Consider the following 16,045-nt stretch of genomic DNA (forward strand, 5'->3'; position numbering starts at 1 on the left):
AAGGCTTCGACTGGGATGGATTGCCCGGGTAAGGATGACCGTATGGCTCTTGACATGCGTGTACTGCAGGCCCATGAGTGGGACATCTGGTACGAACACCTGGAACTGGCGTTCGGCGGGGTGCACTTCTCTCCCGAGCGGCGGGATCTCCACAGGTCCCTGACGGAGGTCGAACGCTCGCTGGGCGTGTGGGACGGCGAGACCTGTGTCGGCTCGGCCGCGGCCTACACCTTCCGCTTGACGGTGCCGGGCGGGGCGCTGGTCCCCGCTGCGGGGGTCACGATGGTGGGCGTCGCACCCACGCACCGCCGCAGAGGTCTTCTCACGTCGATGATGCGTCGTCAGTTGGACGACGTACGGGCGGGTGGCGAGCCGGTCGCCGTACTTACGGCCTCGGAACCGGCCATCTACGGGCGTTTCGGCTACGGCACCGCGACGTACGCCCTGTCCGTGACCATAGACACCGCCCGCGTACGGCTCTCCGTGCCGCCGGGCACGGACGGGGTGCGGCTGCGGATCGTCGACCCGCAGGAGGCGTTGGCCGACTGCGAGCGGGTGTACGCGGAGCTGGTCGCCCGGCGACCCGGCATGCTGGCCCGGCAGCCCGGCTGGGAGCGAGCCCTGGTGCTGGATCCGGAGGTGCAGCGCGCGGGGGCCTCACCCTTGAAGTGCGTGGTCGCGGAGTCGGCGGACGGTGCGGTGGTCGGGTACACCCGCTACCGGGTCAGGGCCGACTGGGACGTGCAGGGCCCGGCCGGCAAGGTCGAGGTGGCCAATCTGGACGCGCTGGATCCGGCGGCGACGGCCGCGCTGTGGCGCTATCTCTTCGAGATCGACCTGACGTCGAGCGTACGGGCCGAGGTGCGGCCGGTGGACGATCCGGTGCTGCACCTGGTCAGCGACGTCCGGCGGTCGCAGCCGACCCCGCGCGACTCGCTGTACCTGCGGCTGGTGGACCTGCCGGCGGCCCTGGAGGCCCGCACGTACGGGGCTCCGCTCGACGTGGTCATGGAGGTCGAGGACGCGTTCTGCCCCTGGAACGAGGGGCGGTGGCGGCTGACGGCCGATGCGAGCGGCGTCGCCCGCTGCACCCGGGCCGCCGAACCGGCGGACCTCGCCCTGTCGGTGCGGGAACTGGGCTCGGCGTACCTGGGAGGTATCACCCTGACCTCCCTGTCGGCGGCCGGCCGGGTCCGCGAGCTGCGCCCGGGCGCCGTGACGGAGGCCTCGCGGGCCTTCGCCGGCGACGTGGCCCCCTGGCTACCGCACGGCTTCTGAACGCGCCCGACCGTCCCCGGGGGGAAACTCCCCGGGGAGCAACTCCCCACGGGTCACGACCGGGGGCCCCTGCGGGCCGCGGGCCGCGCCGCGTCCCGTTCCTGCGCGGCTAGCGCCGTTGGCACTCCGGGCACCAGAAGAGGTTGCGGGCGGCGAGGTCTGCGGTGCGGATCTCGGTCCCGCAGATGTGGCAGGGCAGGTGCGCCCGGCGGTAGACGTACACCTCACCGCCGTGGTCGTCCACGCGGGGCGGCCGGCCCATGGCCTCGGGCAGGTGCTCGTCGCGGACGGTGTCGATGCGGTTGTTCCGCACGCCCTCGCGCATCAGCGCGGCCAGGTCGAGCCACATGGCGTCCCACTCCGCGCGCGCGAGGTCGCGACCCTGACGGTACGGGTCGATGCCGTGCCGGAAGAGGACCTCGGCGCGGTAGACGTTGCCGACGCCCGCGACCACCTTCTGGTCCATGAGCAGGGCGGCGACGGTGGTGCGGGAGCGGGAGATCCGGTTCCACGCGCGGTCGGGGTCGTCGCCGTTCCTGAGCGGGTCCGGTCCCAGCCGCTCGCCTATCGCGAGCTTCTCGCCGTCCGTGATCAGCTCGCAAGCGGTCGGGCCGCGCAGGTCGGAGTAGTGGTCCCCACCCGCGATGCGCAGTCGGACGGTGTCGGTGGGCGGGGGCGCCGGGGCCGTCCCGAGGGCGTACTTGCCGAAGAGGCCGAGGTGGACGTGGACCCATCCGTGGTCGGGGAAGCCCAGGAAGAGGTGCTTGCCGTGCGCGTCCACGCCGTCGAGGACCAGGCCGTCGAGCAGTGCCGCGCTCTCGGCGAAGCGGCCCTGCGGGCTACTGACCCGCACCTCCCGGCCGCCGAACCGTTCGAGGTGGTCCTGGGCGAGGCGGTGGATCGTATGCCCCTCGGGCACGGCAGCACTCCTGACGACGAAGACCCGACACATGACCGTGCCGCCGGGGCCTCCGGCGGCACGGGGAAGACAGAAGGGGATCAGCCCTGCGGGTGGTGGGCCGGGATCGGGGGGAGCTCGCCGGTCCGCTCGTACGCGGAGAGCATCTCGATGCGGCGGGTGTGGCGCTCCTCGTCGGAGTACGGGGTCGCCAGGAAGGCCTCGATGAAGCTGACGGCCTCGTCCTGCGTGTGCATCCGGCCGCCGACGGAGATGACGTTGGCGTTGTTGTGCTCGCGGCCGAGCTTCGCGGTCTCGACGCTCCAGGCCAGGATGGCGCGGACGCCCTTGACCTTGTTCGCGGCGATCTGCTCGCCGTTGCCGGAGCCGCCGATCACGATGCCGAGGCTGTCGGCGTCTGCAGCGGTCTTCTCCGCTGCGCGCAGGCAGAACGGCGGGTAGTCGTCCACCGCGTCGTAGATGTGGGGCCCGCAGTCGACGGGCTCGTGGCCGTTGTTCTTGAGCCAGTCCACGAGGTGGTTCTTGAGCTCAAAGCCGGCATGGTCGGATCCGAGGTACACGCGCATGGGACGAGTGTGGCACGGGAGGGCCCGTCAGCCCGCAGTGGGGTGTCGCGTAAGTCACTTCTAAAGCTCAAGTAAACCCAAAGAACGCAGATGAGACACCACGGACGCCGGTTCCGGCCGTTCACCTCTCCACAACGATCCGGATTGAGGTCTTCCGTCCTGCGTTCATCTCGGGTTTGAATGCCGCAACTCGTAACCCGAGAACCTAAGGATTCGTCCATGCGCACCACGACGACCCTTCAGAAGGCAGGCGAACCGGCCGGTAACACCGGTAACGCCAAGCCCTCCGATGGTCTCAAGGCCGGTCTCAAGAACCGCCACCTGTCCATGATCGCCATCGGCGGTGTCATCGGCGCCGGACTCTTCGTCGGCTCCGGTGGCGGCATCGCCAAGGCCGGCCCCGCCATCCTGATCTCCTACGCGCTCGTCGGCGCGATGGTCGTCTTCGTGATGCGGATGCTGGGCGAGATGGCCGCTGCCAGCCCGAACTCCGGCTCCTTCTCCGCTTACGCCGACCGCGCGCTCGGCCGCTGGGCCGGCTTCTCCATCGGCTGGCTTTACTGGTTCTTCTGGGTCGTCGTGCTGGCCGTCGAGGCCACCGCCGGCGCAGTGATCCTCGAAGGCTGGGTCCCGGCCGTCCCGCAGTGGGCCTGGGCTCTGATCGTGATGGCGGTCCTGACCGTCACCAACCTCGGCTCGGTCGCCTCCTACGGCGAGTTCGAGTTCTGGTTCGCGGGCATCAAGGTCGTCGCCATCGGCGCGTTCGTGATCATCGGCATGCTGGCCGTCTTCGGCGTGCTGCCGGGCTCGGACAACCCCGGCGCGGGCTTCGCGCACCTGACCGACGCGGGCGGGTTCATGCCCAACGGCTGGGGTTCCATCCTCACCGGTGTGCTGATGGTCGTCTTCTCCTTCATGGGCAGCGAGATCGTCACCCTGGCTGCCGGCGAGTCCGAGGACCCGCGCCGCGCGGTCACCAAGGCCACCAACTCGGTGATCTGGCGCATCGGCGTCTTCTACCTGGGTTCGATCTTCATCGTCCTCACCCTGCTGCCCTGGAACGACGAGTCGATCGTCAAGAAGGGCTCGTACGTCGCCGCCCTGGACTCGATCGGCATCGCGCACGCCGGCCAGATCATGAACGTGATCGTCCTGACGGCCGTGCTGTCCTGCCTGAACTCGGGCCTGTACACCGCTTCCCGCATGGCGTTCTCGCTGGGCGAGCGCGGTGACGCCCCGAAGGCCTTCGCCAAGGTCAACAAGAAGGGCGTGCCCACCGCCGCCATCCTGGGCTCCGTGGTCTTCGGCTTCGTCGCCGTCTACTTCAACTACGCCTTCAAGGACACCGTCTTCAGCTTCCTGCTGAACTCCTCGGGTGCGATCGCGCTCTTCGTGTGGCTGGTGATCTGCCTGACGCAGCTGCGGATGCGCAAGATCCTGGTGCGCGAGGCGCCGGACAAGCTGACGGTCAAGATGTGGTTCTTCCCGTACCTGACGTGGGCCACCGCCCTGATGATCACCTTCGTCCTGGGCTACATGGTCTACGACAAGGACAACCGCGAGACGGTCATGCTGTCGCTGCTGGTCGCCGCCGTGGTGCTGGTCATCGGCGTGGTGCGCGACGTCCGCCGCAAGGCCGCCGCGCGCGCCTAGCTCCCGGCCGGGCGGCGCGGGCCCGTCCCCGCCCCGCCCGGTGCACCGCGTGCACACACAGCAGCCCCGGACCACCACTCGTGGTCCGGGGCTGCTGCGCGAGGTGCGCCGCACCGAAGTGCAGGTGTCGTGCCGTGCCGTTACGAACGGCCGACCAGCTTCCAGGTGGCGGGCAGCAGCCCCATGGCAAGCGCCGCCTTGAGAGCGTCGCCGATCAGGAACGGGGTCAGACCCGCCGCGACGGCCGCTCCGAAGGACATCCCGGTGGACAGCGCCAGGTACGGCACGCCCACGGCGTAGATCAGGGCGGAGCCCAGCGCCATCGCCCCGGCCGTGCGCAGCACCGACCGGTCGGCGCCGCGGCGGGCCAGGGCGCCGACGACCGTGGCGGCGAGGAGCATGCCGAGCACGTAGCCGAAGGAGGCGCCGCCCGCGCCGGAGCTGCCGCCCGCGAACCACGGCACGCCCGCCGCGCCGACGAGCGCGTAGAGGGCCAGCGAGAGGAAGCCGCGGCGAGCACCGAAGGCGGTGCCGACGAGCAGGGCCGCGAAGGTCTGGCCGGTGACCGGAACCGGGGAGCCGGGGACGGGCACCGAGATCTGGGCGGCGAGGCCCGTGAGCGCGGCTCCGCCGACGACGAGCGCGACGTCGCGGACGCGGCTCGCGGGCAGCAGGTCGGCGAGGACGGCGCCGGGGCGGAAGGAGACGGAAGCAAGGCTCATCAAGGGCTCCGCGTGGGGTGCCCCCAGCGGCAGCTGAGGGGATGGGAGTGACGGGACGATCAACGACGCTAGTCCGCCGGCCGCCGCCGCCCCACCTCCGCCCGGGACAAAGCGCGGCTCCCCACTTTGGTGGGGAGTGCACAAAGGTAGGGGTTCACACACGAGTTGTAGTGATACGCATCACGAGCCAGTTCAGACCACACGTCCTTTTTGCGCGGATGGGCGCCGTCCGGAGAGACTGTAGGTTCCCGCCAATCCCCTGCGGAGCCCCCCAGCCGCTGCTGAGCAACGAGAGTACGAGCATCCACTCATGCGCGACCGTCTGCCCGACACCCCTCCACGCGAGCACGATCTGCCCACGGAACCCCTGAGCCACAGCCTCAAGCAGCGCCACCTGACCATGCTGGGCCTCGGCGGCGTAATCGGGGCCGGGCTGTTCGTGGGCTCCGGTGCGGGCATCGGCATCGCCGGGCCCGCGATCATCTGTTCCTACCTGCTCGCGGGCGCCCTCGCCATGCTGGTGATGCGGGCGCTCGGCGAGATGTCGGCGGCGATGCCCGCCTCCGGTTCGTTCTCCGTGTACGCGGAGCGGGCGCTGGGCCGTTGGGCGGGTTTCTCGGCGGGCTGGCTCTACTGGTTCCTGCTCGTGGTGGTGCTGGCCGTGGAAGCCACCGGCGCGGCGAAGATCGCGAACGGCTGGCTGCCCTCGGTCGACCAGTGGGTCTGGGTGCTGGTCTTCATGGTCGTCTTCACGGTGAGCAATCTGGCCGCCGTCCGGAACTTCGGCGAGTTCGAGTTCTGGTTCGCGGCCCTCAAGGTCGGCGCGATCGTGCTGTTCCTGATCCTGGGCACGCTCGCGGTCTTCGGCTGGCTCCCCGACACGGAGCCGGTTGGCCTGGCCAACCTGAACGGCAACGGGGGCTTCTTCCCCGCGGGCATGGGCGGCGTGGTCGCCGGCATGCTGGCCGTCATCTTCGCCTTCGGCGGCCTGGAGGTCGTCACCATCGCGGCCGCCGAGTCGGACGACCCGGCCCGCTCCGTGGCCCGCGCGGTGCGCAACGCCGTATGGCGCATCCTCTTCTTCTACGTGGGCTCGATGGTGGTCATCGTGACCTTGCTGCCGTGGGACTCGCTGACGCCGGGCCAGAGTCCGTACGTCGCCGTCCTGGACTCCATCGGCATCCCGGCGGCCGGCCAGATCATGAACATCGTGGTGTTCGTGGCGCTGCTGTCGGCACTCAACGCCAACCTGTACGGCTCCTCGCGCATGATCTTCTCGCTCGCGGAGCGGGGTGAGGCGCCGACGGCCCTGCTGAGGGTGTCCGGCGGCGGTGTGCCGCGCCGGGCCGTGTTCGCCTCGGTGGCCTTCGGTTTCGTCTCGGTGGTGCTGAACCTGCTGTGGCCGGACACGGTCTTCCTCTACATGCTCAACGCGGTCGGCGCGGTGCTGCTGTTCGTGTGGGCGCTGATCGCCGTCTCGCAGTTGAAGCTGCGCCGCACGCTGGAGCGGGACATGCCGGAGCGCCTGACGCTGCGGATGTGGCTGTTCCCGTACCTGACGTGGGCGGCGCTGCTCGGCATGGCGGCGGTGTTGGTGCTGATGCTGCTCGACGACTCCGCGCGCCCCCAGTTGCTGTGGTCCTCCGGTGCGGCCGCGGTCGTACTGGTGGTGGCGTGGGTGCGGGAGATCCGGGCTCGCAAGGCCTGACGTACAGCCCTCCGTTCGGCCTACCGTCCGGATATTGGACACTAAATGTTCGATAAACGGACGGTGGGCACTATGGGGCCCATGAGTCAGAGCACCATCACGCCCCCCGAACACCAGCACGGCACGACCCCGCGGAGCGATGCCGGATCACCCCTCGGCAACGGCCTCAAGCAGCGGCACCTCTCGATGATCGCCCTCGGCGGGGTCATCGGCGCCGGCCTCTTCGTCGGCTCCGGGGCCGGCATCGCCGCCGCAGGTCCCTCGATCGTGATCGCGTACGCCCTGTCCGGGCTGCTCGTGATGTTCGTGATGCGCATGCTCGGTGAGATGTCCGCCGCCGACCCGGCCTCCGGTTCTTTCTCCGTGCACGCGGAGCGGGCCATCGGGCCCTGGGCCGGGTTCACGGCGGGCTGGATGTTCTGGACCCTGTTGTGCGTGGGCGTGGCGATCGAGGCGATCGGCGCGGCGCACATCATGACCGGCTGGTTCCCCGGCACCCCGTCCTGGATGTGGGTGCTGGCCTTCATGGCGCTGTTCTGCGGCACCAACCTGACCGCCGTCTCCCACTTCGGCGAGTTCGAGTTCTGGTTCGCCGCCCTCAAGATCGGCGCGATCGCCCTGTTCCTGGGCCTGGGCGTGCTCGCCGTCCTGGGGCTGCTCCCGGGCACCGCCTCCCCCGGCGCCGCCAACCTGCTGCACGACGGCGGCTTCCTGCCCAACGGAACGGACGGCCTGCTGGTCGGACTGTTGGCCTCGGTCGTCGCGTACGGCGGGCTGGAGACGGTGACCATCGCCGCCGCCGAGTCAGACAACCCCGTCAAGGGCGTGGCGAGGGCCGTGAAGACCACCATGTGGCGGATCGCGATCGTCTACGTCGGCTCGATGGTGGTCATCGTCACGCTGCTGCCGTGGAACGACCCGGCGGTGGCCGAAGTGGGCCCGTACGCGGCCACGCTGGACCACCTGGGCATCCCGGCGGCCGGTGAGGTCATGAACGTGGTCATCCTGATCGCCTTGCTGTCGGCGATGAACGCCAACATCTACGGCTCCTCGCGCATGGCCCACTCGCTCGTCTCCCGCGGCCAGGGCCCGAAGGCGCTCGGGAAGGTCAGCGGCCGGGTGCCGCGCCGCGCGGTGCTGGCCTCTTGCGGCTTCGGCTTCGTCACCGTGCTGCTGTCGTACTGGTACCCGGACACCCTGTTCGCCTGGCTGCTGAACATGGTGGGCGGAGTCATCCTCATCGTCTGGGGCTTCATCGCCGTCTCGCAGTTCGTACTGCGGCGCCGACTGGAGCGGGAGGCTCCCGAAAGGCTGGTCGTGCGGATGTGGGGCTTCCCGTACCTGACCTGGGTGGCGCTGGCCGGCGTGGCCGGGGTCCTGGCCCTGATGGCCGCGGGCGAGGACACCCGGGTCCAAGTGGTCTTCACCGGCGGGCTGACCCTCGCCCTGGCGGCCACCGGATGGGTGGTGCAGCGGCGGGCGGCGGCCAGGACCTGACCGGACCGGCCCCCGACACCGCGAAGGCGCTTCCCGTGCACGGCACGGGGAGCGCCTTCTGCACGCCCGGCGACCCTTACGTGATCACAGGGACAGATGCTGCTAGCGTGCAGTTGCGCATTAATTGCAATAAGCAGTTGGCACGCCGAGGGGACCGGATCACACGCATGGCCATCTACACGCTTCCTGAGCTTCCTTACGACTACGCGGCGCTCGAACCGGTGATCAACCCGCAGATCATCGAGCTGCACCACGACAAGCACCACGCGGCCTACGTCGCCGGCGCCAACACCACGCTGGAGCAGCTGGAAGAGGCGCGCGACAAGGAGAACTGGGGCGCACTGAACGGCCTGGAGAAGAACCTGGCCTTCCACCTCTCCGGCCACATCCTGCACAGCATCTACTGGCACAACATGGCGAGCCCGAAGACAGGCGAGGGCGGCGGCGAGCCCACCGCCGCGGATGGCGTCGGCGAGCTCGCGGACGCGATCGCCCAGTCCTTCGGCTCCTTCGCGAAGTTCAAGAAGCAGTTGACCTTCGCCGCCTCCGCCACCCAGGGCTCCGGCTGGGGCGTGCTCGCGTACGAGCCCCTCAGTGGCCGCCTGATCGTCGAGCAGGTCTACGACCACCAGGGCAACGTCGGCCAGGCCTCGGTGCCGATCCTGGTCTTCGACGCCTGGGAGCACGCCTTCTACCTCCAGTACAAGAACCAGAAGGTGGACTTCATCGAAGCCATGTGGAACGTCGTCAACTGGCAGGACGTGGCCAAGCGCTACGCCGACGCCAAGGCGAACACCCCGCTGCTGATCCCCGTCAAGGGCTGACCGGCGCCCCGCAAGCCGCCCGACTCGTGATCGTCTTCTCAGCCTTCACGTGCGGGTGTTTTCACCAGAAGGCCCCCGGGAGGACGTGACTCCCGGGGGCCTTCTGCGTCGAACGGTCGTGCTCCCCGCGCGCGCGGGGATCGGTCAGTCGAAGCGCGGGCCCTCGGTACGGGTGCGCTTGATCTCGTAGAAACCCGGGGTCGAGGCGACGAGCAGGGTGCCGTCCCACAGTCGGGCGGCGGCGTCGCCGCGCGGGGTGGGGGTGACGACCGGGCCGAAGAAGGCCACCTCGCGCCCGTCGGCGCCGGGGACGGAGATCACCGGGGTACCGACTTCCTGGCCGACGCGGTCGATGCCGTTGTTGTGGGAGTCGCGCAGCACCTGGTCGTACTCGTCGGAGTCGGCGTAGGCGAGCAGCTCGGCCGGCAGGCCGACCTCCTCCAGCGCCTCGGCGATGACCTCGCGGGTCGCGCCCTTGTCGTCGTTGTGGATCCGGGTGCCGAGCGCGGTGTAGAGCTTGCCGGTGATCTCGTCACCGTGCTTCTGCTGCGCCGCCACGACGACGCGCACCGGGGCCCAGCCCTTGGGGCCGAGGATCTCGCGGTAGCGCTCGGGCAGCTCTTCGAGCTTGTTCTCGTTGAGGACGGCGAGGCTCATCACGTGCCAGCGAACCTCGACGTCGCGGACCTTCTCGACCTCCAGCATCCAGCGGGACGTCATCCAGGCCCAGGGGCAGAGCGGGTCGAACCAGAAGTCGACCGGAGTCTTCTCGCGCACCTGGGTGTCGGCCATGTCTCTCCTTGAATCGCGTAACGCGTCACTGGTCATGTTCCTCCTCGCCAACCAGGCCGGGGCCGCCCTCATTCCCCCCGTGGGAGGATTCGATCAGGTATCGCGATCACGCACGAAGGAGTGCATGTGCCCGGAGAGAATCTGTCCCGTGACGAGGCCCGCGAGCGGGCGGAGCTGCTGTCCGTCGACGGGTACGAGGTGGTCCTCGACCTGAGGTCCGCCGTGGACGAGGACGAACCGACCGAAGGCCCCCGGACCTTCCGCTCGGTGACCACGATCCGCTTCCGGGCCGCGACCCCCGGCTCGGCCAGCTTCGCCGACCTCATCGCCCCGTCGGTGAACTCCATCACGCTCAACGGGCGGGAGCTGGACCCGGCCACCGTCTTCGACGGGGCGCGGATCGCCCTCGACGGGCTGGCCTCGGAGAACGTCCTGGTGGTGGACGCGAACTGCGCGTACAGCCGGACCGGCGAGGGTATGCACCGCTTCGTCGACCCGGAGGACGGCGAGGTCTACCTCTACACGCAGTACGAGCCCGCGGACGCCCGGCGGGTGTACGCGAACTTCGAACAGCCGGACCTGAAGGCCCCCTACCGCTTCCAGGTGAGCGCGCCGCAGGGCTGGCAGGTCTGGAGCAACGGGGCGGAGGAGTCCCGGGAGGGCCAGACCTGGCGCTTCGCGCAGACCGCGCCGATCTCCACGTACATCACGTGCGTGGTGGCGGGCCCGTACCACTACGTGACGGACACCTACACGCGCGGGGACCTGACGATCCCGCTCGGCGCGATGTGCCGCAAGGGGCTGGCGAAGCACTTCGACGCCGACGACGTCTTCCTGGTCACCAAGCAGGGCTTCGACTTCTTCCACGAGCACTTCGACTACCCGTACCCGTTCGGGAAGTACGACCAGGCGTTCGTGCCCGAGTACAACCTGGGCGCGATGGAGAACCCGGGGATGGTGACCTTCCGCGAGGAGTACATCTTCCGCGGGAAGGTGACGCGGGCCGCGTACGAGCGCCGCTGCAACACGATCCTGCACGAGATGGCCCACATGTGGTTCGGCGACCTCGTCACCATGAAGTGGTGGGACGACCTGTGGCTGAAGGAGTCCTTCGCGGACTTCATGGGCTCCTTCTCGCAGGTGGAGGCGACCCGCTTCGACCAGGCATGGGTGACTTTCGCCAACAACCGCAAGGCGTGGGCCTACCGGGCCGACCAGCTGCCCTCCACCCACCCGGTCACGGCCGACATCCGTGACCTGGAGGACGCGAAGCTGAACTTCGACGGCATCACCTACGCCAAGGGCGCGGCCGTGCTGAAGCAGCTGGTCGCGTACGTGGGCCGGGACGCGTTCCTGGAGGGCGCACGGCGCTACTTCAAGGCCAACGCCTACGGGAACACCACCCTGGACGACCTGCTGGAGGTGCTCGGGGAGGTCTCCGGACGGGACATGGCCGAGTGGTCGCGGGCGTGGCTCCAGACGGCCGGCGTGAACGTGCTGACCCCGGAGGTGACGTACGACGCGGACGGCCGGGTGGCCGAGCTGGCGGTGGTCCAGGAGGGTGACGAGCTGCGCCCGCACCGGGTCGCGGTCGGCCTGTACCGCCTGGAGTCCGGCTCGCTGGTCCGCTTCGCGCAGGCCGAGGCGGACGTGGCGGGCGCGCGGACGGTCGTGGCGGAGCTGGCCGGACAGCAGCGGCCCGACCTGGTGCTCGTCAACGACGAGGACCTGACGTACTGCAAGATCCGCTTCGACGGGGGTTCGCTGGAGACGCTGCGGGCCCACCTGGGCGATCTCACGGATCCGCTGGCGCGCGCGCTGTGCTGGTCGGCGCTGTGGAACCTGACGCGGGACGGGCTGCTGCCCGCGCGCGACTTCGTCTCCCTGGTGTCGTCCCACGCGGGCCGCGAGACGGACGTGGGCGTGCTGCAGATGCTGCACGCGCAGGCGCTGACGGCGGTCACCCACTACGCGGCGGCCGACTGGCGCGAGCAGGGCGGCCGGGTGCTGTCGGCGGTCGCCCTGCACGAGCTGCGGCAGGCGCAGCCCGGCTCTGAGCACCAGCTGACCTGGGCGCACTTCTTCGCGGCGAGCGCGGCGACCGAGGGCGACTTCCAGCTGCTGCTGGGGCTGTTGGACGGTTCGGCGCGGATCGACGGGCTGGACGTGGACCAGGAGCTGCGGTGGGACTTCCTGCTGCCGCTGGCCGCGCACGGGGCGGTGGACGAGGCGGCACTGGCGACGGAGCTGGCACGGGACGACACGGCATCGGGCAGGCGGCACCAGGTGCGGTGCCTGGCGGCGCGGCCGTCGGAGGCGGTGCAGGACCAGGCGTGGGCGGCGGTGGTCGAGTCGGACGCGCTGTCGAACGCGCTGGTGGAGGCGACGATCGCAGGCATGCAGCAGCCGTCCCGGCGAGCCCTGCTGGCGCCCTACGCGGGGCGCTACTTCGAGATGATCGAGCGGATCTGGGCGCAGCGGTCGATCCAGATCGGGATGCACGTGGTGCGGGGGCTGTACCCCTCGCTCCAGGACTCGCAGTCGACGCTCGACGCGACGGACGCCTGGCTCTCCTCGCACGAGGACGCGGCACCTGCGCTGCGGCGGCTGGTGCTGGAGGCCCGCGACGACCTGGCCCGGGCGCTGCGCGCCCAGGCCTGCGACGCGGCCCGCGCCGCGTAGTCCTGCGGCTGCGGCGCCGCTGCCGGGGGTCCGCCCGCGGGCTGTCGGGCTCCGCCCCCGGCACCCCGCGCCCCGGACACCGGCGGGGTCGGGCGGGAGGGGGTCCGAGCAGCGGTGACACGGTCGAGGGGAACTGCGGTATCGGCTTTCGAACGGCCGTACTTTAGTGCGGGCTTGTCCGGATTTGTCGACGGGAGCGTAACAGGGGTTAGCAAAGCCCGTGCGGGAGGGAATCTCCGCGGCATGAACCACAACGCACCCCTCCCCCTCGCTCACCTCACCGGCAGCCGTCCCCTCGTCCTGAGCCTCGCCCAGCTACGCGAGCACGGTGTGAGCGCCTCCGACGCCGCCGAGCGGCCCTGGCAGCAGATCCTGCCGGGGGTGTTCCTCCTCCACTCCGGCGCCGCCACCGGCGAGGAGCGCCTGCACGCCGCCCTGCTGTACGCCGGCCGCCGCGGCGGCGAGGCGGTGATCACCGGACTCGCGGCCCTCGCGCTGTACCGGTTCGCCTCCGCACCCACTCTGCTCGCCCTCTCCCACATCGACGTGCTGGTGCCCCACAGCCGTCGGCTGCGCTCCGTCGGCACGGTGCGGATCGTGCGGACGCACACCCCGCCGCGCCCGCAGGAGGTGACCGGGGTGCCCGTCGCCCCGGTGGCGCGGGCCGTGGCCGACGCCGTCGCCCAGCTCTCGGACGCCGCCACGGTACGCCGTCTGCTCAGCGAGGCCGTCCGCGGCAGGCACTGCGAACCGGCCGCCCTCGTCAGGGAGCTGACGGTGGCCCGGCTGCTGAACCGCCCGCACGTCGTGGACGCCGTCGAATCCCTGCTCGCCGAGGGCCGGGCCATCGCCGAGGACCGGCTCTACCAGCTCGTACGGAGCCACGAGCTCCCCGAGCCGCTCTGGAACGTGGACCTGCGTCTGCCCGGGGGCCCGCACCTCGGCGGGGTCGACGCCTTCTGGCCCGAGCACGCGGTGGCCGTGGAGATCGACACCCGGGCGCCCCGGCAGGGCGAGGACGAGGAGTGGTCGGAGGCCGTCCGCAAGCGGGAGACGCTGGAGCGGCTCGGGGTGACCGTCATCCACCTCACCCCGCGCAAGCTGCGGGACTGGCCCGAGCAGCAGGCCGCGGTCGTCCGGACCGCCCTGACGGCGTCGGACGACCGCGAACCCGCCGCCTATCTGGTCGTGCTCCCCCGGTGAATCGGCAGCGCCGGGTTGGCCGGCGAGTACTCCGGAGTGCTCCAGAGCAGCCGCCCGGGGTGCAGGGCCTCCACCACCGAGTCCACGTGGAAGTGGACGCTGCGGCTGCCCTCCGCCCCGAACTCGGTCCGGGCCCGACCGCTGAGCTGGAGCACTGCCCCGCCCTCCCAGTCCGGGAACAGCAGCCCGGCCCGCGGATCGACGGCCAGGTTCCCCAGCGTCAGGAACATGGCGTTGCCCGGGTAGTCCGGCCAGGACAGCAGGGACGGCGAGAGGACCTCCACGAAGCCCGGCAGCCCGCCCCGGTGGCTGGCGTCCGTCCCGCCCTCGGCGGTGGTCGCGACGAAGAAGGTGTCGGCGGCGCGGACGGCCCGCTCCTGGTCGGGGGTGAGCGCGTCCCCGCGCCGCACGACACCGGCCCCTTCGGCGACCAGCTCCAGCGGCTGCCGCTTCTGCAGGTACTTGGGGCAGTTGGCGAAGACGCGTTCGGCCTCGACCGCGAACCCGCCCGCGGTCACCTCCAGAGTCCCGCCCAGCCGCATCCGGCGCCTGGTCCGCGGGTCGAGGGAGATCGTCCCGACCCGGGTGCCGGCGGTGGCCAGCGCCTCGGCGAGCGGGTCTCCGACCGGCGGCCCACCGGCGACCGCCATGCGGTGCGGACCGGTGGCCCGTACGAAACCGGGCGGGCCGGTGAGCAGCGAGGCCCACAGCAGGCCCGCCCCGTCGGCGGCACCGACGACCAGGTGCGGCTGCTGGGCCAGGAAGGCCGCGGCGACGTCCTTGATGCCCACGCCGATCGAGCGGCCGACGTGCTCGGCGAGCTCGCGCACGCCGACCCGTTCCTGCACGGACAGCGAGCCCTGGTGGTAGCGGTCCATGACGCTTCCTCCTGCCTTCCTCCTCTGTGAGCCCTTAGAAGAACCCACAGGTCGGGGCTCCCGAGGTGGGGGCGGGTGCATCTTCGGCGCCGGCCGGTACGGAGATCTCCAGACGGGTGCCGTCGGGGTCGTGGAAGAAGATGCCGCCCGAGGCCGCGCCTTCGCCGTGGGCGACGACGCCCTCGTACGCGAAATCCACCCCGAGCTCGCGCAGCCGCTGCTCGTAGCCCCTGACCTCGTCGATCACGGTGGCGGAGAACGCCAGGTGGTGCAGTCCGGCCGCGGCCGGGGCGAACGCGCCGTCGGCCTGTTGCCAGAGCGTGAGGACGAGCTCGCCGTCCTGGCCGAGGAAGGCGTATCGGCGGCCCTCTTCCTTCCCCTCGCCCAGCAGCTCGAAGCCGAGGGCGTCCCGGTAGAAGGCGAGCGAGCGGGTGAGGTCGGTGACGTTCAGGCCCACGTGCCCGGTCCGCAGCGTGCTGATGACAGCCGTCACGGCTGCCCCCTTTCATCGTTTCTTCGACTCCCTGTTCTAACCATCTAAACAAAACTTAACGGTTAGATCGGAGGGCGTCAACCGGTCACGTACCCTTGAGGGGTTAGCAGGCGTACGCGGAGGAGCAGCGAGATGACGACAGCGGCGACGGACCCCCGCCCCCTGACGGGCGAACCGATCGCCCTCGACCTGCTGAACACGCGCTGGATGCGGGAGGGCGAGCTCACCGACCTCTTCGCCGGCGCCTTCGGGCTGACCCGGGTCGAAGGGCTCGCGATCTGGTTGCACAGCGCCGGGCTGGCCGACCGCTTCCGCGCCGATGCCGCGACCCTCGTCCACCTGCTGACCGCCCGCGAGGCACTGGCCCGCGTGGTCGCGGACCCGACCGACGCGGGCGCGCGGGCCCTGGTGGACGCCGTTCTGGAGCACGGGCGGATCCGCGCCACGCTGACCGCCGACGGCCCCGGCGAGCGCGCCGAGTTCGACGACCCGACCTGGGGTCCCGCCTGGACGGCCGCCCGCAACTACCTGGACCTGCTGGGCTCGGCGCCCGACCGCATCCGCAAGTGCGCCTCGCAGACGTGCGTGTTGCACTTCCACGACACCTCGCGCAACGGCACCCGTCGCTGGTGCTCGATGCAGGCGTGCGGAAACCGGGCGAAGGCCTCGCGCCACTACGCGCGCACGCGCGAGCGCTGAGAAGCCGAAAGTTGTCACACCCGATCTGAGACGAGGCACTCCCGCACCCTCGTCACGAGGTCGGGAAGTCTACAAATCCACTCTTCAACCCCTGCGATTCGTGCGCGTACGCCCCGGTACGGCCTCGATGG

Annotated in this window: 14 protein-coding genes; 8 read left to right on the forward strand and 6 right to left on the reverse strand. The window is 70.6% G+C overall.

Translation table 11 applies throughout. The features are described from left to right. Positions 1–42: 42 nt before the first annotated feature. Positions 43–1,278, forward strand: coding sequence for a GNAT family N-acetyltransferase (locus ABZZ20_RS10975; RefSeq protein WP_356869009.1), 1,236 nt, complete (start codon positions 43–45; stop codon positions 1,276–1,278). Positions 1,279–1,387: 109 nt separating this feature from the next. Here ABZZ20_RS10975 and ABZZ20_RS10980 read toward each other — a convergent pair whose 3' ends face one another. Further along, positions 1,388–2,197 (reverse strand): DNA-formamidopyrimidine glycosylase family protein, encoded by an 810-nt coding sequence (locus tag ABZZ20_RS10980; protein ID WP_356869011.1) that lies wholly within the window; start codon positions 2,195–2,197, stop codon positions 1,388–1,390. Positions 2,198–2,277: 80 nt separating this feature from the next. Further along, positions 2,278–2,763 carry a ribose-5-phosphate isomerase gene (locus tag ABZZ20_RS10985; protein ID WP_266948279.1) on the reverse strand — a complete coding sequence of 162 codons (486 nt, stop codon included), beginning with the start codon at positions 2,761–2,763 and terminating at the stop codon, positions 2,278–2,280. Between the two features lie 219 nt (positions 2,764–2,982). Between ABZZ20_RS10985 and ABZZ20_RS10990 the strand changes: the two genes are divergently transcribed. Next, the gene (locus tag ABZZ20_RS10990) at positions 2,983–4,416 is read left to right on the forward strand and encodes an amino acid permease (protein WP_356869013.1); all 1,434 of its coding nucleotides are present in this window, start codon (positions 2,983–2,985) and stop codon (positions 4,414–4,416) included. 140 nt (positions 4,417–4,556) lie between these two features. Here ABZZ20_RS10990 and ABZZ20_RS10995 read toward each other — a convergent pair whose 3' ends face one another. Continuing rightward, positions 4,557–5,138, reverse strand: coding sequence for a biotin transporter BioY (locus tag ABZZ20_RS10995; RefSeq protein WP_356869015.1), 582 nt, complete (start codon positions 5,136–5,138; stop codon positions 4,557–4,559). A 310-nt stretch (positions 5,139–5,448) separates the two neighbouring features. On the opposite strand from ABZZ20_RS10995, the gene ABZZ20_RS11000 reads away from it, so the two are divergent. The 3 genes from ABZZ20_RS11000 to ABZZ20_RS11010 all read left to right on the forward strand — a co-directional run bounded on the left by ABZZ20_RS11000 (position 5,449) and on the right by ABZZ20_RS11010 (position 9,167). After that, complete coding sequence (locus tag ABZZ20_RS11000; protein ID WP_356869017.1) at positions 5,449–6,846, forward strand: amino acid permease; 1,398 nt, start codon at positions 5,449–5,451, stop codon at positions 6,844–6,846. An 81-nt stretch (positions 6,847–6,927) separates the two neighbouring features. Beyond that, on the forward strand, positions 6,928–8,343 hold the full coding sequence (locus ABZZ20_RS11005; RefSeq protein WP_356869019.1) for an amino acid permease: 1,416 nt from the start codon (positions 6,928–6,930) through the stop codon (positions 8,341–8,343). Positions 8,344–8,510: 167 nt separating this feature from the next. Beyond that, complete coding sequence (locus tag ABZZ20_RS11010) at positions 8,511–9,167, forward strand: superoxide dismutase (RefSeq protein ID WP_356869021.1); 657 nt, start codon at positions 8,511–8,513, stop codon at positions 9,165–9,167. A gap of 144 nt (positions 9,168–9,311) precedes the next feature. On the opposite strand, the gene ABZZ20_RS11015 is transcribed toward ABZZ20_RS11010, so the two are convergent. Then, positions 9,312–9,959 (reverse strand): DsbA family protein, encoded by a 648-nt coding sequence (locus ABZZ20_RS11015; protein ID WP_356869023.1) that lies wholly within the window; start codon positions 9,957–9,959, stop codon positions 9,312–9,314. A 126-nt stretch (positions 9,960–10,085) separates the two neighbouring features. Between ABZZ20_RS11015 and pepN the strand changes: the two genes are divergently transcribed. Both pepN and ABZZ20_RS11025 read left to right on the forward strand, forming a co-directional pair. Next, entirely contained in the window at positions 10,086–12,641 is a 2,556-nt protein-coding gene (pepN, locus tag ABZZ20_RS11020) for an aminopeptidase N (protein ID WP_356869025.1), read from the forward strand. 243 nt (positions 12,642–12,884) lie between these two features. Then, the gene (locus tag ABZZ20_RS11025) at positions 12,885–13,844 is read left to right on the forward strand and encodes a hypothetical protein (protein WP_356869027.1); all 960 of its coding nucleotides are present in this window, start codon (positions 12,885–12,887) and stop codon (positions 13,842–13,844) included. On the opposite strand, the gene ABZZ20_RS11030 is transcribed toward ABZZ20_RS11025, so the two are convergent. Both ABZZ20_RS11030 and ABZZ20_RS11035 read right to left on the reverse strand, forming a co-directional pair. Next, on the reverse strand, positions 13,820–14,722 hold the full coding sequence (locus ABZZ20_RS11030; RefSeq protein WP_356869029.1) for a pyridoxamine 5'-phosphate oxidase family protein: 903 nt from the start codon (positions 14,720–14,722) through the stop codon (positions 13,820–13,822). The two genes, ABZZ20_RS11025 and ABZZ20_RS11030, sit on opposite strands and share 25 nt — an antisense overlap. A 34-nt stretch (positions 14,723–14,756) precedes the next feature. After that, positions 14,757–15,215 carry a VOC family protein gene (locus ABZZ20_RS11035; RefSeq protein WP_356869031.1) on the reverse strand — a complete coding sequence of 153 codons (459 nt, stop codon included), beginning with the start codon at positions 15,213–15,215 and terminating at the stop codon, positions 14,757–14,759. Between the two features lie 132 nt (positions 15,216–15,347). Between ABZZ20_RS11035 and ABZZ20_RS11040 the strand changes: the two genes are divergently transcribed. Beyond that, the gene (locus ABZZ20_RS11040) at positions 15,348–15,914 is read left to right on the forward strand and encodes a CGNR zinc finger domain-containing protein (RefSeq protein WP_356869032.1); all 567 of its coding nucleotides are present in this window, start codon (positions 15,348–15,350) and stop codon (positions 15,912–15,914) included. Positions 15,915–16,045: the final 131 nt, after the last annotated feature.

Origin of the sequence: Streptomyces sp. NPDC006430 (assembly GCF_040612395.1) — a bacterium.
Classification (GTDB): Bacteria; Actinomycetota; Actinomycetes; order Streptomycetales; family Streptomycetaceae; genus Streptomyces.